Annotated in this window: 21 protein-coding genes; 8 read left to right on the top strand and 13 right to left on the bottom strand. The window is 68.3% G+C overall.

Annotated features, from left to right (window positions below):
- Positions 1 to 150: 150 nt before the first annotated feature.
- The 5 genes from purD to ASE66_RS01935 all read left to right on the top strand — a co-directional run bounded on the left by purD (position 151) and on the right by ASE66_RS01935 (position 4,044).
- Complete coding sequence (gene purD / locus ASE66_RS01915) at positions 151 to 1,431, top strand: phosphoribosylamine--glycine ligase (RefSeq protein WP_057187880.1); 1,281 nt, start codon at positions 151 to 153, stop codon at positions 1,429 to 1,431.
- Between the two features lie 58 nt (positions 1,432 to 1,489).
- Complete coding sequence (locus ASE66_RS01920; RefSeq protein ID WP_057187881.1) at positions 1,490 to 1,744, top strand: type II toxin-antitoxin system VapB family antitoxin; 255 nt, start codon at positions 1,490 to 1,492, stop codon at positions 1,742 to 1,744.
- Complete coding sequence (locus tag ASE66_RS01925; protein ID WP_057187882.1) at positions 1,741 to 2,163, top strand: type II toxin-antitoxin system VapC family toxin; 423 nt, start codon at positions 1,741 to 1,743, stop codon at positions 2,161 to 2,163. Before ASE66_RS01920 ends, ASE66_RS01925 begins: the two co-directional genes overlap by 4 nt.
- On the top strand, positions 2,160 to 3,074 hold the full coding sequence (locus ASE66_RS01930) for an alpha/beta fold hydrolase (protein ID WP_057187883.1): 915 nt from the start codon (positions 2,160 to 2,162) through the stop codon (positions 3,072 to 3,074). The genes ASE66_RS01925 and ASE66_RS01930 overlap by 4 nt, the downstream gene beginning before the upstream one ends.
- 94 nt (positions 3,075 to 3,168) lie before the next feature.
- The gene (locus tag ASE66_RS01935; RefSeq protein WP_057187884.1) at positions 3,169 to 4,044 is read left to right on the top strand and encodes a patatin-like phospholipase family protein; all 876 of its coding nucleotides are present in this window, start codon (positions 3,169 to 3,171) and stop codon (positions 4,042 to 4,044) included.
- Between the two features lie 51 nt (positions 4,045 to 4,095).
- On the opposite strand, the gene ASE66_RS01940 is transcribed toward ASE66_RS01935, so the two are convergent.
- Positions 4,096 to 4,851 (bottom strand): ArsR/SmtB family transcription factor, encoded by a 756-nt coding sequence (locus tag ASE66_RS01940; protein ID WP_082613130.1) that lies wholly within the window; start codon positions 4,849 to 4,851, stop codon positions 4,096 to 4,098.
- Positions 4,852 to 5,008: 157 nt separating this feature from the next.
- Between ASE66_RS01940 and ASE66_RS01945 the strand changes: the two genes are divergently transcribed.
- The gene (locus tag ASE66_RS01945; protein WP_057187885.1) at positions 5,009 to 5,749 is read left to right on the top strand and encodes a sulfite exporter TauE/SafE family protein; all 741 of its coding nucleotides are present in this window, start codon (positions 5,009 to 5,011) and stop codon (positions 5,747 to 5,749) included.
- Position 5,750: 1 nt separating this feature from the next.
- Here ASE66_RS01945 and ASE66_RS01950 read toward each other — a convergent pair whose 3' ends face one another.
- The 3 genes from ASE66_RS01950 to ASE66_RS01960 form a co-directional block, all read right to left on the bottom strand.
- Entirely contained in the window at positions 5,751 to 6,131 is a 381-nt protein-coding gene (locus ASE66_RS01950; RefSeq protein WP_057187886.1) for a D-Ala-D-Ala carboxypeptidase family metallohydrolase, read from the bottom strand.
- A gap of 445 nt (positions 6,132 to 6,576) precedes the next feature.
- Positions 6,577 to 7,080 carry a GNAT family N-acetyltransferase gene (locus ASE66_RS01955; RefSeq protein WP_057187887.1) on the bottom strand — a complete coding sequence of 168 codons (504 nt, stop codon included), beginning with the start codon at positions 7,078 to 7,080 and terminating at the stop codon, positions 6,577 to 6,579.
- A complete protein-coding gene (locus ASE66_RS01960; RefSeq protein WP_156412024.1) occupies positions 7,080 to 7,508 on the bottom strand; it encodes a nucleoside deaminase in 429 nt (142 codons plus the stop codon). Before ASE66_RS01960 ends, ASE66_RS01955 begins: the two co-directional genes overlap by 1 nt.
- Before the next feature lie 173 nt (positions 7,509 to 7,681).
- On the opposite strand from ASE66_RS01960, the gene ASE66_RS33810 reads away from it, so the two are divergent.
- Positions 7,682 to 10,006: a pseudouridine synthase gene (locus ASE66_RS33810; protein WP_057187889.1), complete on the top strand. Its 2,325-nt coding sequence runs from the start codon at positions 7,682 to 7,684 to the stop codon at positions 10,004 to 10,006.
- A 10-nt stretch (positions 10,007 to 10,016) separates the two neighbouring features.
- Entirely contained in the window at positions 10,017 to 10,577 is a 561-nt protein-coding gene (rsmD, locus tag ASE66_RS01970; protein WP_057187890.1) for a 16S rRNA (guanine(966)-N(2))-methyltransferase RsmD, read from the top strand.
- 100 nt (positions 10,578 to 10,677) lie between these two features.
- Here rsmD and ASE66_RS01975 read toward each other — a convergent pair whose 3' ends face one another.
- The 9 genes from ASE66_RS01975 to ASE66_RS02015 all read right to left on the bottom strand — a co-directional run bounded on the left by ASE66_RS01975 (position 10,678) and on the right by ASE66_RS02015 (position 21,826).
- Positions 10,678 to 10,968 carry a GIY-YIG nuclease family protein gene (locus tag ASE66_RS01975; RefSeq protein WP_057187891.1) on the bottom strand — a complete coding sequence of 97 codons (291 nt, stop codon included), beginning with the start codon at positions 10,966 to 10,968 and terminating at the stop codon, positions 10,678 to 10,680.
- Positions 10,969 to 11,110: 142 nt separating this feature from the next.
- Entirely contained in the window at positions 11,111 to 12,922 is a 1,812-nt protein-coding gene (mutL, locus tag ASE66_RS01980) for a DNA mismatch repair endonuclease MutL (protein WP_057187892.1), read from the bottom strand.
- A gap of 25 nt (positions 12,923 to 12,947) precedes the next feature.
- Positions 12,948 to 14,240 (bottom strand): M16 family metallopeptidase, encoded by a 1,293-nt coding sequence (locus tag ASE66_RS01985; RefSeq protein ID WP_057187893.1) that lies wholly within the window; start codon positions 14,238 to 14,240, stop codon positions 12,948 to 12,950.
- Positions 14,241 to 14,294: 54 nt separating this feature from the next.
- Complete coding sequence (locus ASE66_RS01990; RefSeq protein ID WP_057187894.1) at positions 14,295 to 15,590, bottom strand: M16 family metallopeptidase; 1,296 nt, start codon at positions 15,588 to 15,590, stop codon at positions 14,295 to 14,297.
- A gap of 140 nt (positions 15,591 to 15,730) precedes the next feature.
- On the bottom strand, positions 15,731 to 16,387 hold the full coding sequence (locus tag ASE66_RS01995) for a hypothetical protein (protein ID WP_057187895.1): 657 nt from the start codon (positions 16,385 to 16,387) through the stop codon (positions 15,731 to 15,733).
- A gap of 235 nt (positions 16,388 to 16,622) precedes the next feature.
- On the bottom strand, positions 16,623 to 17,111 hold the full coding sequence (lspA, locus tag ASE66_RS02000) for a signal peptidase II (RefSeq protein ID WP_057187896.1): 489 nt from the start codon (positions 17,109 to 17,111) through the stop codon (positions 16,623 to 16,625).
- Positions 17,108 to 20,089 (bottom strand): isoleucine--tRNA ligase, encoded by a 2,982-nt coding sequence (ileS, locus tag ASE66_RS02005; RefSeq protein WP_057187897.1) that lies wholly within the window; start codon positions 20,087 to 20,089, stop codon positions 17,108 to 17,110. Before ileS ends, lspA begins: the two co-directional genes overlap by 4 nt.
- A 197-nt stretch (positions 20,090 to 20,286) precedes the next feature.
- The gene (locus tag ASE66_RS02010) at positions 20,287 to 21,270 is read right to left on the bottom strand and encodes a bifunctional riboflavin kinase/FAD synthetase (protein WP_082613133.1); all 984 of its coding nucleotides are present in this window, start codon (positions 21,268 to 21,270) and stop codon (positions 20,287 to 20,289) included.
- 109 nt (positions 21,271 to 21,379) lie between these two features.
- Positions 21,380 to 21,826, bottom strand: coding sequence for a MaoC family dehydratase (locus tag ASE66_RS02015; RefSeq protein WP_413814238.1), 447 nt, complete (start codon positions 21,824 to 21,826; stop codon positions 21,380 to 21,382).
- Between the last annotated feature and the right edge of the window lie 21 nt (positions 21,827 to 21,847).

Here is a 21,847-nt window from a genome sequence, read left to right on the forward strand (position 1 = left end):
CGGGCGATCGGAGGAAGACCCGGGACCCATTCCGGAACCTCTTTCGGGAAGGCTCAGGAATGGATCCCGGATCGGCGCGGCTCCGCCGCTTGTCCGGGATGACCGATGAGGTTGGTGTGCCAGCGACTGCGACCTGAACGAGGCGGTGCGATGAACATTCTTCTGATCGGGTCCGGCGGACGCGAACATGCCCTGGCCTGGGCGATCTCGGCCTCGCCGCTCTGCGACAAGCTCTTCATCGCCCCCGGCAATCCCGGCACCGGCCAATGCGGCACGAATATCGTGCTGGATATCGCCGACCACCGCGCCGTGGCCGATTTCTGCAAGGTGATGGGCGTCGGCCTCGCCGTGATCGGGCCTGAGGGGCCGCTGGTCGACGGCATCGCCGACGATCTCGAAGCCGCCGGGATCAAGACCTTCGGCCCGTCGAAGGCAGCAGCACAGCTCGAGGGCTCGAAGGCCTTCACCAAGGAGCTCTGCGCCGAGTTCGATATCCCGACCGCAGCCTTCGCCCGCTTCACCGACGAAGCCGCAGCCAGGGCTTACGTCGCCAAGACTGGTGCGCCTTTGGTGATCAAGGCCGACGGGCTCGCCGCCGGCAAGGGCGTGGTCATGGCCGAGACCATCGAACAGGCCAATGAGGCCTTGGCGATGATGTTCTCCGGCGGGCTCGGCGCGGCCGGCGCCGAGGTCGTGATCGAGGAGTGGATGATCGGCGAGGAAGCCAGTTTCTTCGCGCTCTGCGACGGCACGCATGCGCTCGCGCTCGCTTCGGCCCAGGACCACAAGCGCGTGGGTGATGGCGACACCGGCCCGAACACCGGCGGCATGGGCGCCTATTCGCCGGCCCCGGTCATGACCAAGGCACTGGAAGATCAGGTCATGGCCGAGATCATCGCGCCGACGCTCGCCGGCATGGCAAAGCGAGGCACGCCGTTCAAGGGCATCCTCTACGCCGGGCTGATGATCACGGCACAGGGTCCCAAGCTGATCGAATACAACACGCGCTTCGGCGATCCTGAATGCGAGGTGCTGATGCCGCGCCTCAAAAGCGACATCGTGCCGGCGCTGCTCGCCGCCTGCGATGGCGTGCTGAACGCGGTCGATCTGCGCTGGTCGGACCAGGCGGCGCTGACGGTGGTGATGGCTGCGAACGGCTACCCAGCCACGCCCGAGAAGGGCAGCGTCATCAAGGGCATCGAGAAGGCTGCCGCCGAAAAGGACGTGCTGGTCTTCCATGCCGGCACACAGGCGAAGGGCGACGACATCATCGCCAATGGCGGGCGCGTGCTTAACATCGTCGCGCTCGGCAAGACTGTCTCTGAAGCGCAAGCCAAAGCCTATGCTGCAGTCGACCTGATCGACTGGCCGGGCGGCTTCTGCCGACGCGATATCGGCTGGCAGGCGGTGAAGCGCGAGCGTGAAGGCTGACAAGGCGACTACCAGGTCGTATATATCGAGACAGGATCGATATATACGCGAGGATGCCATGGCCATCCTGATCAAGGACCCCGAAACGGACCGGATCGTCCGCGAGCTCGCGGCACGCACGGGCAGGACGATCACCGACGCGGTCAAGACAGCAGCGGAGCGCGAGCTTGCCGAGTTGCCGCCGCGCAAGGGCCGGATCGACATGGAGAAGCTTGAGAAGCTGCTCGCCGAGATCGACGCCATGCCGAAGATCAACAGTGATCTCAGCGATGATGAGATCATCGGCTATGACGAGAATGGCGTCCCATCGTGACGGCCTCGCCGATTGTCGTCGACAGCTCGGCGATCATCGCGGTCCTGCTCAAGGAGCCGGAGCGTGCCCTCTTCGTTTCCGTTCTGGACGACAGCGCCGACGCCTGCTGTTCGGCAGTCACCTTCGTGGAAACCTTCATGGTGGCGATGGGCCGTGTGCCGAACTTCACGTTCGAGCGTTACATCGCATTGATGGACGGTTTCGGAATCCGTCGTGTTCCGGTCGATGACGAGCAGAGTACGCTGTCAGCCCAGGCCTTCCTGCGTTTCGGCAAGGGGCGCCATGCTGCCCGCCTCAACCTCGGCGACTGCTTCTCTTATGCTCTTGCCAAATCCTTGAACGCGCCTCTGCTCTACAAGGGCGGGGATTTCGGCCGGACCGACATCGTTTCGGCGATCACGACGGGAGCACGGCCATGACCAATATCGACAGCCTCTTCCCCGGTTTTGAGGCGCGCTGGGTCGACGGGCCGGTCGGCAAGATCTTCGCCCGCGTCGGCGGCGAGGGACCACCTGTGGTGCTGATCCACGGCTTCCCGCAAACCCATGCCGAATGGCACGAGATGGCGGGCGAACTGGCGAAGAAGCATACCGTCGTCTGCCCTGATCTGCGCGGCTATGGCTGGTCTGCTGCCCCGCACGGCGATGGCGGCAAGGCACTCTATACCAAGCGCGGCATGGGCGAGGACATCGTCGCCCTGATGAGCGCGCTCGGCTTCAACCGTTTCGCGGTGATCGGCCATGACCGCGGCGCTCGCGTCGCCTATCGCCTCGCGCTCGACCATCCCGGCCGGGTCGAGCGGCTCGTCCTGCTCGACATCCTGCCGACCGTGTCGATGTGGGAAGGCATGAACGCGGCGCGCGCCATGCAGGTCTATCACTGGACCTTCCTGGCCCAGCCCGAGCCGGTGCCGGAGAAGCTGATCCAGGCCGACCCTGCCGGCTGGCTCGACCATACGATCGCGAGCTGGACGCGGGCCAAGGAGCTGAAGGCCTTCCACCCGCTGGCGCTGGCCGCCTACGCCGATTCCTTCAACGATCCGTCGCGCATCCATGCCGCCTGCGAGGATTATCGCGCCGGTGCGACGACCGATGTCGAGCACGACAAGGCCGATCTCGGGGCGGGCAAAAAGATCCTCTGCCCGGTGCTGGTGCTCTGGGGCGAGGCCGGCATTCCCGCCAAGGGCGCGAGCCCGCTCGAAATCTGGCGCGAGACCTTCGCGCCACAGGCGGAAGGGCTGGCGATCGCCAGCGGCCATTTCCTGCCGGAGGAGAATCCGCAGGACACCCTCGCGGCAGTGAAACCTTTCCTCGCCAGACCGCTTTCATAAATACGCGGGTCATCCCGGACGGAGCGAGGCGGAGATCCGGGACGACTATGAAAGGGCTCGCCTCGATGTGCCCTGAAACGGATCGCCTCTCGCTATGACCTTGCTCCAGCCTGCAACGAATCGAGCCCCCTCCCAGCCCGAGCTCGTCCTCGTGCTCGGCTCGGGCGGCGCGCGGGGGCTCAGCCATATCCCGGTGCTGGAGGCGCTCGACGAGCTCGGGCTGAAGCCGGCGCTGATCGCCGGCTCGTCGATGGGCGCGATCGTCGGCGCGGCCTATGCCGCCGGCCTCTCCGGCCGCGATCTCCGCGCCCATGTCGAGGCCAGTTTCCGCGACCGCGCGCGGGTGATCGCCCGGCTGCTCGAAGCGCGCGTCGGCAAGATCGCCGATCTCTGGCGCGGCGGGCTCGGCAATCCCGTCCTGATCGACGGCGAGCGCCTGCTCGACCTGTTCTGGCCGCAGGCCGTGCCTGATCGCTTCGAGGAACTCGGCATCCCCTTCCTCTGCGTTGCGACCGACTACCACCTGCATGACGAGGTCATCATCGGCAGCGGCCCGTTGACGCCGGCTGTCGCCGCCTCACTGGCGATCCCGGGCCTGATCCGGCCGGTAACGATCGGCGGGCGGGTGCTGATCGACGGCGGCGCGATCAACCCCCTGCCCTATGACCGCCTGCTGGCGCCAGGACGCCTCGTGCTCGCGGTCGACACCAGCGCCCCCGCTACCATTAGCGACAGCCGCGTGCCGGAGCCGCTGGAGGCGATGGTCGGCGTCTCGCAGATCCTGACGCGGGCGCTGGTCCAGCGCATGATCGAGCGTCAGCCGCCGGACATCCTGATCCGCGCCGGCGGCGAAGGCTTCGGCGGGCTCGACTTCTTCCGCTGGCAGGCGATCTTCGAGGCCGCCCAGCCGGCCAAGGAGGAGGTCAAGCGGAGGCTGTCAGAGGCGCTGGAGAAGGCGGCGGTGGCGTGAGACGTCATGCTCGGGCTTGACCCGAGCATCTCGGAAACCAGTGCCAGCTGGTCATGAGGTTCTCGGGTCTGCGCTCCGCGCCGCCCGAGAATGACGAGCAGCCATCTCCGGTTCATCGCACCGGAAGCCTGGCAACCCGGCCTCCAGCGCTGCGCGTCCCTCGTCCGTCAGCAGCACGGCGCGGCTGTCCCTGATCCGCGTCACCCAGCCCGCTTCGAAGCAACGGCAGGCCAGCGCCGCCGCGAGCGAGCCGGCGAGATGCGGGCGGCGCTCGCTCCAGTCGAGACAGGGGCGGAGCGCAGCGCGCTTGCCCTTGCTTGCGGTGGCGGGATCGACCTCGAGCCCGGCGAAGAGCGTGACGCCTGAGCGGGTCAGCCCATAGCCGCCGTCGGCAACGGTGAGATGCCCGCCGGCGACGAGCGCATCATGGATCGCGATGCCCAAGCGGCCAGCGAAATGGTCGTAGCAGGTGCGGGCCTGAGCGAGATCGGCACCGACTCGGGAAGGCAGCCGGCGCCCGTTCGCCTGCCCGCCGGAAAGTACCATCAATCCTTCGAGTGCGGCAGCGACTTCCGGCCCCGCGAGCCGGTAATAGCGATGGCGGCCCTGCACGGCGACGCCGAGCAGGCCGCCCTGCATCAGCTTGGCGAGATGGCCGCTCGCGGTCTGCGGCGCGACGCCGGCGAGGAAGGCGAGCTCCTTCGCCGTCAGCGCGCGCCCGTCCATCAGCGCATGCAGCATGTTGGCCCGGGCAGGGTCGCCCATCAGATGCGCGATCTCGGCTAGATAGGGTCCGTGCATGGCCATGGCTCAACGCCCTCCATTGTGGCTGCCATGATGACGCCCGCGCCCGTCCAGGCAAGCAAGGACGCTACGGCCGAGACCGTAGTATCCGCTCGCGACAGGCGCGGTCAGGACTGCGACAAGCGATCCGACGCAATCGACCGACAGGGCCGGCACGATCATGGACCAGACGACGCTCCTCATCTTCATTGCCGCGACCTTCGTGCTCGCCGGCTTCGTCAAGGGCGTGATCGGACTCGGCCTGCCGACGATCGCGGTCGGCATCCTCGGCGTGGTGATGGCGCCGGCGCAGGCCGCGGCGCTGCTGGTCATTCCCAATCTCGTCACCAATAGCTGGCAGCTGACCGGGTCGAAGCTGAAGGCGATCGCCATCCGGCTCTGGCCGATGCTGGCCGGCATCTGCGTCGGCACCTGGGCTGGGGCCGGGCTCCTGGAGAAGGCCAAGGACGGCTCGGCGACGCTCTGGCTCGGCATCGCGCTGGTGCTCTATGCGCTGGTCGGGCTGAAGGCGGCGAAGCTGCGCGTGCCGGCCAGACATGAGGGCTGGGCCGGCCCGGTCGTCGGCGTGCTCACCGGCATCTCGACTGCTGCGACCGGTGTCTTCGTGCTACCGGCGGTGCCCTATCTGCAGGCGCTCGGCTTCGACAAGGACGAACTGGTGCAGGCGCTCGGCCTCTCCTTCATCGTTTCGACGATCGCCCTGTCGTTCGGACTGGTCGGCGCCGGCGCGCTCGACCTCAAGGTCGCCGGCGCCTCGCTGCTGGCGCTGCTGCCGGCACTCGGCGGAATGTGGTTCGGCCAGGCGATCCGGCAGCGCATTTCGGCAGCGACCTTCAAGCTCAGCTTCTTCGCCGGACTCCTGGCGCTGGGCGGCTACCTCGTCGCCCGGGCGATGCTCTGAGCTAGCGCCCGCGCCCGGCATAGGCCAGGCGGCGGCTGCGCTTCTTGCCGTACCAGGCGATCTCGCGATCACCGACATCGACATGGACGAGGCCGTTCGAATAGGAGCCGACGCCGCCGACAGCTTCGATTTTCTTGGCAACGGCTGCGGCATTGCGCGGCGAGGTGGCGAGCGGGCGAAAATCGATGGCGTTGCCGCGATAGTGCTGGGAGTTGCGGGCGTGGCGGCCACCGCAGGTCGAGGTGATCTGGACCGGACCGATCTTCGCGGTGAGTTCCTTGATCATGCCAAGGGTTTCCGGCTTGAGGCAGCCGAGGCCCTTCACCTGTGGCTGGAAGGAGATCTTCGCGAGCGCGGTATCCGCGGCGAAGGAAGAGGACACAGGCCAACAGGCTGCGAACAGCGCAGCCAACGCAACTTTACGCATAATGGAGGTGAACCAGTTTTCTTGGGGAATGGAAGGCTCAAGCCACCATTCCTTGGTCTGGCTGAGCAGTGCATCAGCGACCTACTGACGATACAAGGCCAAAACATGGCAGGCTGCACCAGCAACGCCAAAACGGATCAACTCACGACTTGCCTAGCCAAATCGAGTTAGGTCGATTGAACTAGAATCCGACAGCCATTTGATTGTTGAATCAATACTTGCATATCACAAATTCAATTTCATTCGCGTGGGTATTTACTGGAAACTCAAGTGCTGGCGCAGACCCTTGAAGAATTCGCCCGGCAGCTCGCCCTGCCCCGCTTTCAGCGAAGCCCCTTTTCGGCGCCTGAGCCGCCAGCGAGGCAGAAACCTGACTGAGGCCGTGGGCCGAAGCGGGCGGCTACAGCCCGAACGCGGCCGGATAGGCAACCGAACCTTGCTGCCCAGCCAGGGCTCCCGGCACGAGCTCCAGCGCCATGAAGGCCTCGCCGGTGAAAGGAGAGGCGAGGTTCCGCGCCAGTGCCGCCGAGAAGCCGAAGCGCGGGTAATAATCGGGATGGCCGAGCACGATGACAGCCTCTGCGCCGGCAGCCCTCGCCTCGTCCAGCGCCGCCGCGATCAGGCGGCCGCCGATACCCTGCTTTTGGAATCCCGGCAGGACGGCTATCGGCGCAAGCGCCAGGGCCTTCACGGCGCGCCCGTCCATCATCGTCGGCAGCCAGCTCAGCAGGATATAGCCACCGATCGCGCCGCCCTGTTCGGCGACGAGCTCGACCGCGACCAGGCCATCACGGCTCAGGCGCTCGATGATGCCGACCTCGCCCTCGCCGCCAAAGGCCGCGTGGTTGAGATCGGCGATGGCTTTCGCGTCGGCCGGGCTCGCGGCGCGGATGATCTGCGCCATCAGCGCTTCCCGCGGAAGAAATCGCGCAGCAGCTCAGCCGCCTCGCGCTCGCTCAGGCCGCCATAGACCTCCGGCGCATGATGGCAGCTCGGGCTGCTATAGAGCCGGACGCCGTTCTCGACCGCCCCGCCCTTCGGGTCGAAGGCACCGAAATAGAGCCGCCTGATCCGGGCGAAGGAGATCGCCGCCGCGCACATCGGGCAGGGCTCGAGCGTGACATAGAGATCGCAGTCGATCAGCCGTTCCGAGCCGATCGCCTCGCAGGCCAGCCGGATCGCCAGCGTCTCGGCATGCGCCGTCGGATCCTTCAGCTCGAGCGTGCGGTTGCTGGCGATGGCCAGCACCTGGCTGTCACGGACGATCACCGCCCCGACCGGCACCTCGCCACGCTCCGCCGCGGCGCGCGCCTCGGCGAGTGCGAGCGCCATCGGCGCCACCTCGAGCTGCTTTGCGTCGATCGATCCCATCGAACCTTCATCTTTGCCGTCGCAGCGCACGAAAGCGCCTGCTACAAGCGCCGGCTAATACCAGATTCAAAAGCCGCTGCCGTCCCGGATCGCTTCGCAACCCGGTCCGCGATGATCCGGCTTCAGGAGCCACCATGAGCGACGACAACAACCAGAAAAGCCGCGGCCCGCGCAAGGGCGGCGGAACCGGCGGCCGCGGCGGCGGACGCGATGGCGGCCCCGGCCGCGGTGGACCGGGCGGCCGGCCGCCCGGGCGCGGCGGCCCTGGCAAGCCGCCCTTCCGCTCGCGCGATGGCGAGGATCGGCCCCGGCGCGCACCCGCCGAAGGTGCCGAGCGTCGCCGCAGCGAAGGCGAGCGCCCGGCGGCGCCGCGCTTCGAGAAGAAGCCGTTCCGCGAGCGCCCGAGCGGCGAGCGGCCGCCACGCGAGGGCGGTGAACGCCCGTTCCGCGACCGTGGCAGTGACGAACGCCGTGCCAGCCGCCCGCCTCGCGACGGCGAACGGCCACGCAGTGACCGGACTGGCGGCGACCGGCCCGGCGGCTTCGGGCGTCCTTCCCGCGACGGCGCACCGTCACGCCCACCCCGCGAGGGTGGCGAGCGGCCATTTCGCGAGCGCGGCGGTGATGAGAGCCGCGCCGGCCGTCCTCCGCGAGGGGGCGAGCGGCCAAGCCGCGACAGGACCGGCGGCGATAGGCCCGGCGGCTTCGGACGCCCTTCTCGCGACGGCGCACCGTCACGCCCGCCGCGCGAAGGCGGCGAGCGGTCGTTCCGTCCGCGTGACGGCGAGGAGCGCCGGCCGCCGCGGGACCGCGGCGATCAACCTGGCCGCAGCGAGCGCCCCTTCCGCGAGCGTAGCGGCAGCGGTGAGCGCCCTGCCCGGCCGCCGCGCCGCGACGACCGCGGTGAAGGTCGCAGCTTCGGCGGCGCCAAGCGTTTCGACGCGCCGCGTGGCAGCAATCCGACGCGCGGCCGGCCTGACCGCGCGCATCGTAACGCCGCCGAGATCGCCGAGGCAGTCTCGGTCCCGGCCGCGCCGCAGGAGCCCGAGCGCATCGCCAAGGTGATGGCCCGCGCCGGCGTCGCCTCGCGCCGCGATTCCGAGGCGATCATCGCGGAAGGCCGCGTCAGTGTGAACGGCAAGATCATCGAGAGCCCGGCGCTCGATATCGGCCCTAACGATGTCGTTCTGGTCGACGGCGAGGCGTTGCCGGCACGCGAGCGCACGCGGCTCTGGTTCTACCACAAGCCGCGCGGCCTGGTGACGACCAACCATGATCCGGAAGGGCGCCCGACCGTGTTCGACGCGCTGCCGGAGGATCTGCCGCGCGTGCTCTCGGTCGGCCGGCTCGACATCAACACCGAAGGCCTGCTGCTGCTCACCAATGATGGCGGGCTGGCGCGGATGCTGGAGCTCCCCGAGACCGGCTGGCTCCGGCGCTATCGCGTGCGTGCCTTCGGCCAGGTCAATCAGGGCCAGCTCGATACCCTGAAGGGCGGCGTCACCATCGACGGCGTCCAGTACGGACCGGTCATCGCCCAGTTCGAGCGCGAGCAGGGCTCGAACACCTGGCTCACCGTCGACCTGCGCGAGGGCAAGAACCGCGAGGTCAAGACGCTGCTGGAGCATCTCGGCCTGCAGGTGAACCGCCTGATCCGGGTCTCCTTCGGCCCGTTCCAGCTCGGCGACCTGCCCGAGGGCGAGGCCGAGGAGGTGCGCTCCAAGGTGCTCAAGGACCAGCTCGGCACCGAATTGATGGCCAAGGCAGGGGTCGATTTCGACTCGCCGCGGCGCGACGAGGGCCCAGCAGCGGAACGACCCGCGCGCGGCAGGCCCGCACCTGCCGGCGACGACCGGCCACGCCGCCGTCCTCGCGCCGAGCAGGACGAGCGGGGCGAGGATGGGAGCCTGATGCGCGGCGACAAGCCGTGGACGCGCGGCGTCTGGCGCGATGCCGAAGCCGAGCCGCAGCGCGATCGCAAGGCGGCACCGCGACGCGGCCTCGATCCCAAAGAGGAGCGGCAGGCACGCGAGGCGGCCGGCACCGTCAAGCGCATGCGCGACAAGGCGATCGCCGATCCGAAGGGGCGGCGCGTCAAGGTCGAACGCATCAGCGCCAAACCGAAGGACGAGTCACGCGAGGAGCGCCCGGCGCGCGCGCCGCGCAGCGAACGTCCGGAGCGGGCACCACGCGAGGAGAGCTTCGGGCACGATCGCAGCGGCGAGTCGCCTTGGCGTGGCGCCGGCGACTGGGCCGACAAGCCGCCACGCGGCAAGCGTCCGCCCAGCGGCGGCGCTGGCGAGGCCCGGCCCGAGCGTCCGTTCCGCGACAGGCCTGCCGGTGACCGCCCGGGCGGCGATCGGCCCGGCGGACGCGGCGGCCCGCGCCCCGGCGGCGACAAGCGCCCACCGCGCTCCGGTCCTCCGCGTTCCGGCGGTGGACGCGACCGCCGCGGCTGAGGTCTGACCGATGCGCATCGTCGGAGGCCGCTTCGGCGGCCGTCCTCTCGCCAGCCCGAAGCCGGGCATCGGCGCGATCCGGCCGACTTCGGATCGGCTGCGGGAATCGCTGTTCAACGTGCTGGCGCATGGCCATGGCGATGCGGCCGATGGTGCGCGCGTGCTCGACCTCTTTGCCGGCACCGGCGCGATGGCGTTCGAAGCGCTGTCGCGCGGCGCCGCCTTTGCGCTCTTGGTCGATGACGGGGCCGAAGCGCGCGGGCTGATCCGCGAGAACCAGATGGCGCTCGGGCTCGCCGGCTATAGCCGCATCTTCCGCCGCGACGCGACCAAGCTCGGCCCGATCACCGGCATGGCCCCGTTCGACCTCGTCTTCTGCGACCCGCCCTATCGCAAGGGCCTGGGCGAAAAGTCTCTCGCCTCGGCCCGCGAGGGTGGCTGGCTGGCGAAGGACGCGCTCATCCTGCTGGAGGAAGCTGCGGACGTTGAGATCGCGCTGCCAGGTGGCTTCGAGGAGTTGGACCGGCGGGACTATGGCGAGACGCAGGTAAGGTTTCTGCGGGCGGTTTAGACCTCTCCGTCATTGCGAGGAGCGAAGCGACGAAGCAATCTAGGAGGGCGTAGAGCAAGTCCCCCTGGATTGCTTCGCTTCGCTCGCAATGACGGGGGCGTCAGCCGGCCAAATTCTCATACAGATCGCGCCAACCTGGATTCATTGCCTCGATCAACGCCAGCTTGTTGGCGCGTGAGCCGCCCTTGAGCTGCTTCTCACGGCTAATAGCTTCGTCCATTCGCTCGTGATGCTCGTACCAGACGAGGAGCTTGCAGCCATATCTCTTGGTGAACCCTGGTACTACGCCCTCTCTATGCTGCCATACCCGCTCGGCGATGTTCGACGTCACGCCGACATAGAGCGTTCCGTTACGCTGGCTCGCCATGATGTAGACAGCCGGCTCGCGCATGCTCGCTCCCGCAGATTTCGCGCCACCGAAAAACGATAGCCGTCGTTGCGAGCGTAGCGAAGCAATCCAGCAGGTCTCGCTCTGCTGCCCCTAGATTGCTTCGTCGGCTTCGCCTCCTCGCAATGACGGGCGAGCCCTGCCCTCACCGTCTCCCGAACAGCTTCTCGATATCGCTGAGCTTCAGTTCGACATAGGTCGGGCGGCCGTGATTGCACTGGCCGGAATTCGGCGTCGCCTCCATTTCGCGCAAGAGCGCATCCATCTCCTCGGGGCGCAGGCGCCGGCCGGCGCGGACCGAGTTGTGGCAGGCCATGGTCGCCAGCACATGGTCGAGCCTTCGCTCCAGCGAGCCGGCGTCGCCATGCTCGGCGAGCGCATCGGCAACGTCGCGGACGATGCCCTGCAGGTTGCCGCCGGCGATGGCGGACGGCGCCTCGCGCACCAGCACGGCACCGGGGCCGAAGCTCTCGATGACGAGGCCGAGCGAGGCGAGATCGGCGGCGGCGGCGTTGAGCCGGTCGGCATCGACGGGATCGAGCTCGACCACCTCGGGCAGCAGCAAGGGCTGGCGGGCGATCCCGGCCTTGGCGCGCTCGGCCTTGAGCCGTTCATAGACCAGGCGCTCATGCGCGGCGTGCTGGTCGACGATGACCATCCCGTCGCGGGTCTGGGCGACGATATAGGTGCCATGGACCTGGGCGCGCGCCGCGCCGAGCGGCCGGTCGAGCGCATCCTGCGGCGGCTCGGCAAGATGCGCGCGAGCATCGGCCGAGGGCATGGCGAGGTCGGAAAAGCCCGCCTGCATCGGCTGAGCATGAGCCTCGGGCACGCGCCAATCGGCGGTGCTGCCGAAGTTCGGGCGCTGGATCGTGGCTGGCCCACCGCCTAGTCCCCCGCCTGAGAAGACCGCACGGAAGGCGTCGAGCGTGCGGGCGCCGCCGGTGGTGGTGGCGCGGTGGCCGGCGCCGGCGAGCGCCGCCTTGAGGCTGGACACGACGAGCCCGCGTACCAGAGCCGGATCGCGGAAGCGGACCTCGCTCTTGGCCGGGTGGACGTTGACGTCGACCACGGCGGGATCGCAGAGCACGTCGAGATAGAGCACCGGATGCCGGTCGGACGGCACGACGTCGGCATAGGCCCCGCGCACGGCCGAAAGCAGCAATTTATCGCGCACCGGGCGGCCATTGACCGCCATGTGGATGCCGGCCGAGGTGCCGCGATGGAAGGTCGGCAGGCCGGCGAAGCCCGAAAGCCTGACGCCCTCGCGCTCGGTTTCGACCGGCAGCGCGTTCTCGGGGAAGTCGCGCCCGAGCGCGCGGCCGAGACGACGCAGCCGGCCGTCCTCGCTGAACGGTTCGGCCGGCCAGTCGAAGGCCGAGACATGCTCGCCCTCGAGCGAGAAGCGGACCTCGTGATGGGCGATGGCGAGCCGCCGCAGCATGTCGGAAACGGCCTGCGCCTCGGCCCGGTCACTCTTCAGGAATTTGAGGCGGGCGGGCGTGAAGATGAAGAGGTCGCTGACCTCGATGCGGGTCCCGGGGGCGGCTGCCGCCGGCCTCACCGCTCCCTTTGCGCCGGCCTCGACCACCAGGGCGGAGCCCTGCGCCGCATCGCGCTGGCGCGTGGTGATCGAGAGCCGCGCCACCGAACCGATCGAGGGCAAGGCCTCGCCGCGGAAGCCGAGCGAGCGGATGGCGAAGAGGTCGCCGTCCGGGAGCTTCGAGGTCGCGTGGCGCTCGACGCAGAGGGCAAGGTCCCCCGGGCTCATGCCGCTGCCGTCATCGACGACGCGGATCAGTTCGCACCCGCCAGCCGCGATGGTGACGGCGATGGTGCGGGCGCCGGCATCGATCGCGTTCTCGACCAGCTCCTTCACTGCCGCGGCCGGCCGCTCGATCACCTCGCCGGCGGCGATGCGATCGACCAGGACGGGATCGAGACGGCGGACGGTCATGACGGGCGGCCGAGCCTTGCTCCGATCAAACCAGCCCGACCGGCCGGCCGACGGCTTGGACGAGCAGCTTGCCCTCGCCAAACAGGCGCTGGGCGACGCGCCGGACATCGGCAAGCGTCACCGCGGCGAAGCGCTGGTTGCGGGTCTCGACGAAGTCCGGCTGCTCACCGCGGATCGCGAGGCCGAGCAGTTCGCCCGCGATCTTCGGCGAGGTGTCGAAGCGCAGCGAATAGGAGCCGATCAGATAGCGCTTGGCCTCCTCGACCTCGTGCTCGCTCGGCCCTTCGCTGACGAGCTTGGCGATCTCCTCGCGGATCACGCTCATGGATTCGGCGACGCGGTCATTGCGGGTCGAGGTGCCGCCGACGAAGAAGCCGCTCTGGCGCAAGGGGACCAGGCTGGACGAGACGCCGTAAGCGAGGCCGCGCTTCTCGCGCACCTCCAGGAACATGCGCGAGGTGAAGGCCGAGCCGCCGAGGATGTGGTTCAGCACGGTCGCGGCGATGAAATCGGGATCGTCCCACATTAGGCCGGGGCCGATGAAGCGCAGCACGGTCTGCGGCACGTCGAGATCGACGACATGGGTCTGGCCGAGATCGGCGATCGGCAGCGGGGCCGCCGGCTCGATGCGCGGGGCGCCGGCCGGCAAGGCGCCGAACAGGGCATCGAGCCGCGAGGCCAGCTCGCTCGCGCTGATGTCGCCGACCGCGACGACCTTGAGACCGCCGCGGGTGAAGAGGCCCTGCGTCAGTGCCTTCAACGCTGCGGGCTCGACCCCGCCGACGCTGGCGACATCGCCGCGTTCGGGCCGGCCATAGGCGTGGCCGGGGAAGGCCGCGGCGAAGAGCGCATTGCGGCAGACCACATCCGGATTCTGCGCCTGGCGTTGCAGGCCGGCGATCACCTGCGCCTTGACGCGCGCCACCGCATCGGCGTCGAAGCGCGGGGCGTTGAGCGCGAGGCCGAGCAGTTCGAAGGCAACATCGCGATGCTGCGACAGGGTCTGAAGCTGACCGTGGAAATCGTCGCGGCGCGCATCGAAGGAGAGGTTGATGGCGTGGTCGGCCAGGCGACCCTGGAAGGCCTCGGCATCGAGATCGCCGGCGCCCTCGTCGAGCAGGCCAGAGACCAGATTGGCGCTGCCGGCGGCATTGGCCGGGTCGCGGTTGGCGCCGCCGTCGAAGGCGAAGTCGAGCGCGAGCAGCGGCAGGCTGTGCTCCTCGACCAGCCAGGCCTCGACGCCGCAGGCGGCGGTGACGCGCTGGACGGCGAGCGAAGGACCGGGAGAAGCGGAGGCGGGAGCAAGCGAAGCGTTCATCGGCAATCCTCGACGGCGGACCGGAGCCCGCCCGTAATGGCTTTAAGCGCAGTATCAGGCAGCGGCCGGCAGCAGCAGGCCGGTGACCGAGCGGTCGGGCTTGAGATAGCGCCGGACTGCCTCGGTGACCTGCTCGCGCGTCACCGCCTCGATCCGCTGCGGCCAGAGCAGCACGTCCTCAACGGTCTCGCCGACGGCGAGCGCCGAGCCGAAGATGCGGGCGAGCGAGGACTGGCTGTCGCGGGCGAAGACCGTTTCGGCCACGAGGCGGGTACGGGCGCGGGCGAGCTCGAGCTCGGTCGGTCCCTCGGCGATGAAGGCTGCGAGCGCGGCATCAAGCCCTGCTTCGAGCGCCGTCATCGCGACACCCGGGCGCGGGCTGACCGAGAGCTGGAAGGTCGAGCGGTCGACCATCGAGCCCATGAAATAGGCGCCGGCGCCGGCAGCGAGCTCCTGCTCGACGCAGAGCTTGCGATAGAGCCGCGAGGTCGTGCCGCCGCCGAGGATCTCGGCCGCCAGCTCGAGCGCGAAGGCCTCGTCGCGCTGTGCCGAGACATAGGTCGGCGCCAGCCAGGCCCGGCGCAGCGAAGGCTGCTGGACGCGCGGATCGTTGAGGGTGACGCGGCGCGCGGCGCGCGGCTCGGGCTCGGCAGGACGCTTGCGGCGAGGGGCCTCGCCGTGGGCCGGGATCACGCCATAGGTCTCCTGCGCGAGGCGCAGCACCTCACCCGGCTCGACATCGCCGGCGACGACCAGGATGGCGTTCTCGGGCGTGTAGAAGCGCTGGTAATAGGCGAAAGCGTCGTCGCGCGAGAGTTCCTCGATCTCGTGCTCCCAGCCGATGATCGGCGTGCCATAGGGGTGGTGAGCGTAGAGGGCGCTGGAGAACTCCTCGCCGAGCTGGGCGGCCGGATCGGCGTCGACGCGCATGCGCCGCTCCTCCAGCACCACGTCGCGCTCGGGCGCGACCACGCTCTCGTCGAAGGCGAGGCCGGTCATCCGGTCGGCCTCGTAATCCATCATCGCGCGCAGATGCTCCTTCGGCACGCGCTGGAAATAGGCGGTGTAGTCATAGGAGGTGAAGGCGTTCTCCTGGCCGCCATAGCCCGCGACGATCTTCGAGAACTCGCCGGCCGGCCATTTCGCCGTGCCCTTGAACATCAGGTGCTCGAGGAAATGGGCGATGCCGGACTTGCCCGCCGGATCGTCACCGGAGCCGTTACGGTACCAGACCATATGCGTGACGACAGGCGCGCGGTGGTCGGGCGCGACCACGATCTCGAGCCCATTGGCGAGCTTGTAGGATTCGATCTGGCTGGCTGCTTCGGCGGGAGCGATGTGCACCGTCATGACCTTAAAGCTCCTGCGGATCGCGAGGTCTAGAAACGAACCGGCTCGGGCCCGCATGGACCCGAGCCGGAAAAAGGGCTCGTTCTTAGATAGGCCGGCTGCGCCGGAAAACCAACGCAGCAAGATCCGATCGCTGACGCCTATTCGTAGACCTTCTGGCCGGTGAGGAATTCGCGCTGGCCGACCGCCTGCTTGTCCTCGCGCGGGCCAACCGCGCCCGGGCCGAGCGCGGCGGTGCCGGCCGGGCGGCGATAGCCGGTCGGCGGCTCGTGCAGATAGCGACGGGACGGCTCGGTGCCATAGGCGAGGTTGGAGGTATCCGTCGACGCCTGGCGGGCCGCCATCTCGCGGCCGATGCGGATCGGGCCGATCTGGTTGTTGCCAGTGTTGTGATCCTCGGCGACCCCTTCCGGGCCGTTGCCGCGCCCGGTCACGCGGCCGCGGCGCAGCTCTTCCTGCGACAGCAGCGGCCTGGTGTTGGCGCGATAGGACTCGGTGTTCTGGAACAGGATGTTGGAGCTGTCGCGCTCGGCCTTGCGGCGGGCGACGTCCGGGTCATCAGGCCAGGCGGCGCTGCGGTTGGCGCCGGCTTCCTGCGGCTTGGGCAGAGCCGAGGACGGCGGCACGACCAGCGGGGCCCGCTGCTTGTAATCGATGTCCGCCTTGTCGCGGCCGAACAGACCCATGCCCTCAACCAAATTCTTGAAGAGCATGCCTTCCTGGGCGAAAGCAGGGGTCGTCGCCAGCAGCAGGCCGCCAGCGAGCAGCACGTGCGAAGCGCGAATCCGATAAGCCATCTACCTCTCCATCCCGATACCGGCCACGTCATTGAACGAACGACGCGGCGAAAGCATGGCGGGCCTTTTAACCCATATCCGGCAAAACGGGGAGCCCTTTTGCCGAATTGCCGTAAATGACCTGTGGCCGGCCGGTACTCTGGAGGCCCATGAATGCCCCTCAGCCCTCATCCTGAGGAGCCGCGCAGCGGCGTCTCGAAGGATGAGGCCCAAGAGCCGAATAAGCGTTTGATCTTCAAGTCGCCTTGGAGCGGTCCGCGCTTGGCCTCAGCGACTCCCAGAGCAACCCGAGCACGCCGAAGACGATCGCCGCGTCGGCGATGTTGAAGATGTACCAGCTGAACGTGCCGACATGGACATGCACGAAGTCGACGACAGCGCCGTAGACGATACGATCGAGCCCGTTGCCGAGCGCGCCGCCGATGATCAGCGCCAGGCTCACCACGGTCAGCCTGTCGTCGGAGCGCCACATCCAACGCCAGAGCCAGATCGCCGCGACAATCGAGAGCACGACCAGCGCCCAGCGGCCGATATCGGTCGACTGCTGGAACAGGCCATAGGAGATGCCGCGGTTCCAGGCGAGCACGATCTCCAGGAAGGAGGCGAGCTGGAACGGCCCCTCCTCGGCCAGCCTGAGGCCGAAGAGCAGCCAGAGCTTCAGCGCCTGGTCGAGCACGAAAACGAGCGCGACGATCAGGGCGCCGAGGCGGCGCGTCGGTGTCATGCTGCGCGCCCGAGCTCGCGCAGCGCCTTGGCGTCGCGCGGCGTCACCTCGGGGAAGCCGGGCTCGGCCGTCGCCGGATCGAAATACTTCCAGGAGCGGGCGCATTTGATGCCGGAGGCGCGCGCCGGGACAACCGCGACACCGGGCACGTCCGGCAGGCGGAAGGCGTCGGCCGGCCCCTCACCGTCCGCGATCTTCGCACCGGAGATGATGCAGATCTCGGCGAGGTCGAGCCCGCTCAGCGCCGCGCGCAGGTCGGGATCGGCGATGTGGACGATCGGCGCCGCTTCCAGCGAGGAGCCGATGCGCTTGGCGGCACGCTCCAGTTCGAGCGCACCGGTGACGACGCGGCGCACGCGGCGGACCTTGGCCCAGCGCTCGGCCAATTCGGGAGCGAGCCAGGCGTCATCCGCCTTGGCGAAGAGCTCGAGATGGACGGAAGCCTCGCCGGCCTTGGCGTCCGGATAGCGCTCGAGCCAGGCCTCCTCGGCGGTGAAGACCAGGATCGGCGCGAGCCAGGTCGTCAGGCAGCGGAAGAGATGGTCGACGACGGTGAGCGCGCTCTTGCGGACATGGCTGGAGCGCGGATCGCAATAGAGCGCGTCCTTGCGGACGTCGAAATAGAAGGCCGAGAGCTCGGTGTTCATGAACTGCGAGAGCAGGGTCACGACCTTCTTGTAGTCATAGGTGCGATAGGCTTCCTCGACCTGCGGGCCGAGCTCGGCGAGACGGTGCAGCATCAGCCGCTCCAGCTCCGGCATCGAGGCCGGATCGGAGACGCGGATCTTCTCGTCGAAATGAGCGAGCGTGCCGAGCATCCAGCGCATGGTGTTGCGCAGCTTGCGATAGGTCTCGACGAAGGTCTTCAGGATCTCCTTGCCGATGCGCAGATCGTCGGAATAGTCGGCAGCCGCGACCCAGAGGCGCAGGATGTCGGCGCCGCTGTCCTTGATGATGTCCTGCGGGGCGGTGACGTTGCCCTTCGACTTCGACATCTTCTCGCCCTTCTCGTCGAGGCAGAAGCCGTGGGTCAGCACCACGTCGAAGGGCGCGCGGCCGCGCGTGCCGCAGCTTTCGAGCAGGCTCGAATGGAACCAGCCGCGATGCTGGTCCGAGCCTTCGAGGTACATCACCTTGTCGCGGCCGCCGTCGACGACGCGATGAGTCTTGAGGTCGGCGCGCTTCTCCAAGGTGAAGGCGTGGGTCGAGCCTGAGTCGAACCAGACGTCGAGCACGTCGGTGACGCGCTCGTACTTGGCCGGGTCGTAGCCCTGGGACTTCAGGAAGCGAGCCCCATCGTGGTCGGTGAACCAGGCGTCGGCCCCCTCCTGCTCGAAGGCCTCGGCGATCGCGGCGTTGACCTTCTCGTCGACCAGGATCTCCTTGCTCTCCTTGTCGACGAAGACGGTGATCGGCACGCCCCAGGCGCGCTGGCGCGAGACCACCCAGTCCGGCCGGTTGGCGATCATGCCGTTGATCCTGTTCTCGCCGGCGGCGGGAACCCATTCGGTCTGCTTGATCGCCTTGAGCGCGCGGTTGCGCAGCGTGTCGGCATTGCCGCCGGCGGTCGGCGCCGGTGCTGCCGGATCGGGCGCACCGGCATCGCCATAGGACTTGTCCATGGCGATGAACCATTGCGGCGTGTTGCGGAAGATCACCGGCTTCTTCGAGCGCCAGCTATGGGGATACTGGTGCTTGAGGCGGCCGCGCGCGACGAGGTTGCCGGAGGCTGCGAGCGCCTTGATCACGACCTCGTTGGCATTGCCCTTCTCGCCCTTGTCGGTGATGACCTGCGCGCCCTCGAAGCTAGGCGCCTCCTTGGTAAAGCGGCCATCGGCGTCGACGGTGTAAGGGATCCTCGTCTCGATGCCGCGTTCGGCGAGCATCCGGCCATTGGCCGTCCAGACGTCGAAGTCCTCGCGGCCGTGGCCCGGCGCGGTATGGACGAAGCCGGTACCGGCATCGTCGGTGACATGGTCGCCGTCGAGCAGCGGCACGTCGAAATCGTAGCCCTGGCCGCGCAGGGGATGGGCAGCGGTCAAGCCGGCGAGATCGCCGGCAGCAACGTCGCGCACCAGCTCGTAAGCCTCGACCTTGGCGCTCTTGAACACCGACTCGGCAAGGTTCTTGGCCAGCACATAGCTCGCGCCGACCTTGGCCCAGTTGCCTTCGGGAGCGGCAGTAATCCGGTAGAGGCCGTAGGCGATCTTGTTATGGAACGAGATCGCGCGGTTGCCCGGGATCGTCCAGGGCGTCGTCGTCCAGATGAGCACCGCTGCGCCGGAGAGCGGGCCGGAACCGAGCACTGGGAACGCCGCGAAGATCGTGTCGCTGGTGTGCTCCTCGTATTCGACCTCGGCCTCGGCCAGCGCCGTCTTCTCGACCACCGACCACATCACTGGTTTGGAGCCGCGATAAAGCTGGCCGTTCTGCGCGAATTTCATGATTTCGCGGGCGATCTGCGCCTCGGCGCCATAGGCCATGGTGAGATAAGGATCGTCCCAGTCGCCCTCGACGCCGAGGCGCTTGAACTCGTTGCGCTGGATGTCGACCCACTTCTCGGCAAAGACGCGGCATTCCTTGCGGAACTCGACGACCGGCACGTCGTCCTTGTTCAGCCCCTTGGCGCGGTACTGCTCCTCGATCTTCCACTCGATCGGCAGGCCGTGGCAGTCCCAGCCCGGCACGTAGTTGGAATCGTAGCCGAGCATCTGCTGCGAGCGCGTCACCAGGTCCTTCAGCACCTTGTTGAGCGCGTGGCCGATATGGATGTTGCCGTTGGCGTAGGGCGGGCCGTCATGCAGGACGAAGCGGTCGCGGCCTTGGCCGGCTTCGCGCAGCTTGCGGTAGAGGTCCATCTTGGCCCAGCGGGCGAGCAATTCGGGCTCGCGTTGCGGCAAGCCGGCGCGCATCGGGAATTCCGTCTGCGGCAGGAACAGCGTCTGCGAATAGTCGGTGGTTTCGGGTTTTTCGGTCATTGATCCGGCTCGGGCAAATGCGACAGGCGGGCCAGCTCGGCTGGCGCGGCGCCTCTCGGCGAAAAGATCAGGGAAAGCGACGCAACCCCGGACTGCGCAAGCGCCCGCGCATCAGCGCGGGGCGGCAGCCGGGCCGGTAATTCGCCGAGGCGGGACGAGATGCGGAGCGGACATCAGCGGCTTCTAGCAAAGGGGGCTCAGGGAAGGAAGGCCGGTGTCTTCGCCAGGATGTCGCGTGCACTCGCGCTGTCGGCATCCATCTGGGCAATCAGTGCTTCAAGAGAGTCGAATTTCGCCTCGCCGCGCAGGAAGGCGGCGAAGGCGACATCGACGGTCTTGCCATAGAGATCGCCGGAAAAGTCGAAGACGAAGGTTTCGAGCTTGGGCGCACCATCGTCGAAGGTCGGACGGCTGCCGAAGCTGGCGACACCGTCGCGCCAGGCGCCATCGATCTTGATCCTGACGGCATAGATGCCGAAGCGCAGGCGGCAATCGCGGGGAAGGTGCATGTTCGCGGTCGGGTAGCCGAGATCGCGGCCGCGCTTGTCGCCATGAGCGATCTCGCCGCGCACGAACCAGGGCCGGCCAAGCAAAGCGGCAGCGTGGTCGACATCGCCGGCTTCGAGCGCTGTGCGCACCAGCGTCGAGGAGACGGGTTCGCCCTGGAAGGCGAAGGGCGGCACCACAGTAACGGGGATGCCGGCATGACCGGCGCGCGCCTGCAGCATTTCGGGAGAGCCGGTGCGGCCCTTGCCGAAATGGAAATCGTAGCCGCAGACGAGGCCGGCGGCGCCGAGCTGGCCGAGCAGCAGCTCGTCGACGAAGGCCTCGGCCGGAATGCCGGCAACCGCGCGGTCGAACGGCACGATGAAGCTGAGGGTGAGCCCGAGTTCGGCGAGGAGCGCGACCTTGATCGGCTCCGGCGTCAGCCGGAACACAGGCTGCTCGGGCCGAAACAGGGTGCGCGGATGCGGCTCGAAGGTCAGCGCCGCGGCCTGCGTTCCCTGCGCTATCGCCATCTCGCCGGCGACACGCGCGAGCTCGGCATGGCCGCGATGGACGCCGTCGAAATTGCCGAGCGTCAGCACCCGGCCGCGCAGATCGGCCGGCACCGGCTTGCCGGGTTCGAGGACGAAGGCAGACCGCGCATCGGATCGCGCCGCCTCGGGGGATGAGGTCATGGAATGCAAGGTCGACGCCGGGAAGCCCCGGCCAGCGCCGTGTTTGGCCCCAAGCGGCAGGGAGCGTCAAGGGAGCAAGCACTCCCCCCGCTTGCGGTGGGGAGGGAATTCAGGCCGGCGCCGCCGCGCGTGGCAGTGCCACCCAGGCCTCGCCTTCCAGCACCGCCTTGCCGTCGACCAGGCATTCGCAGAACAGCCGGGCCCGCCGGCGCTCCGCCACGAGCTCGACCACCTCGACACGAGCGGTGACGACATCGCCGATCTTCACCGGCGCGAGAAAGTTGAGCGTCTGCGAGAGATAGACCGCGCCCGGCCCCGGCAGGCGCGTGCCGAGCAGGGCCGAGACCAGGCTCGCGGTCAGCATGCCATGGGCGATGCGCTGGCCGAACTTGGTCGAGGCGGCGTAGCGGTCGCAGAGATGGATCGGGTTGGCGTCGCCCGACAGGTCGGCGAAGAGCGAGATGTCACGCTCCATCACCGTGCGCATCAGGCTCTCGCGCTGGCCGATGACAAGGTCCTCGAAGGCATGAACTTGATAGAGCGTGCTCGCCATCATCGGTCAGCTCTCGCAACTGCA

The organism is Allobosea sp. Root483D1 (genome assembly GCF_001429505.1).
GTDB lineage: Bacteria > Pseudomonadota > Alphaproteobacteria > Rhizobiales > Beijerinckiaceae > Allobosea.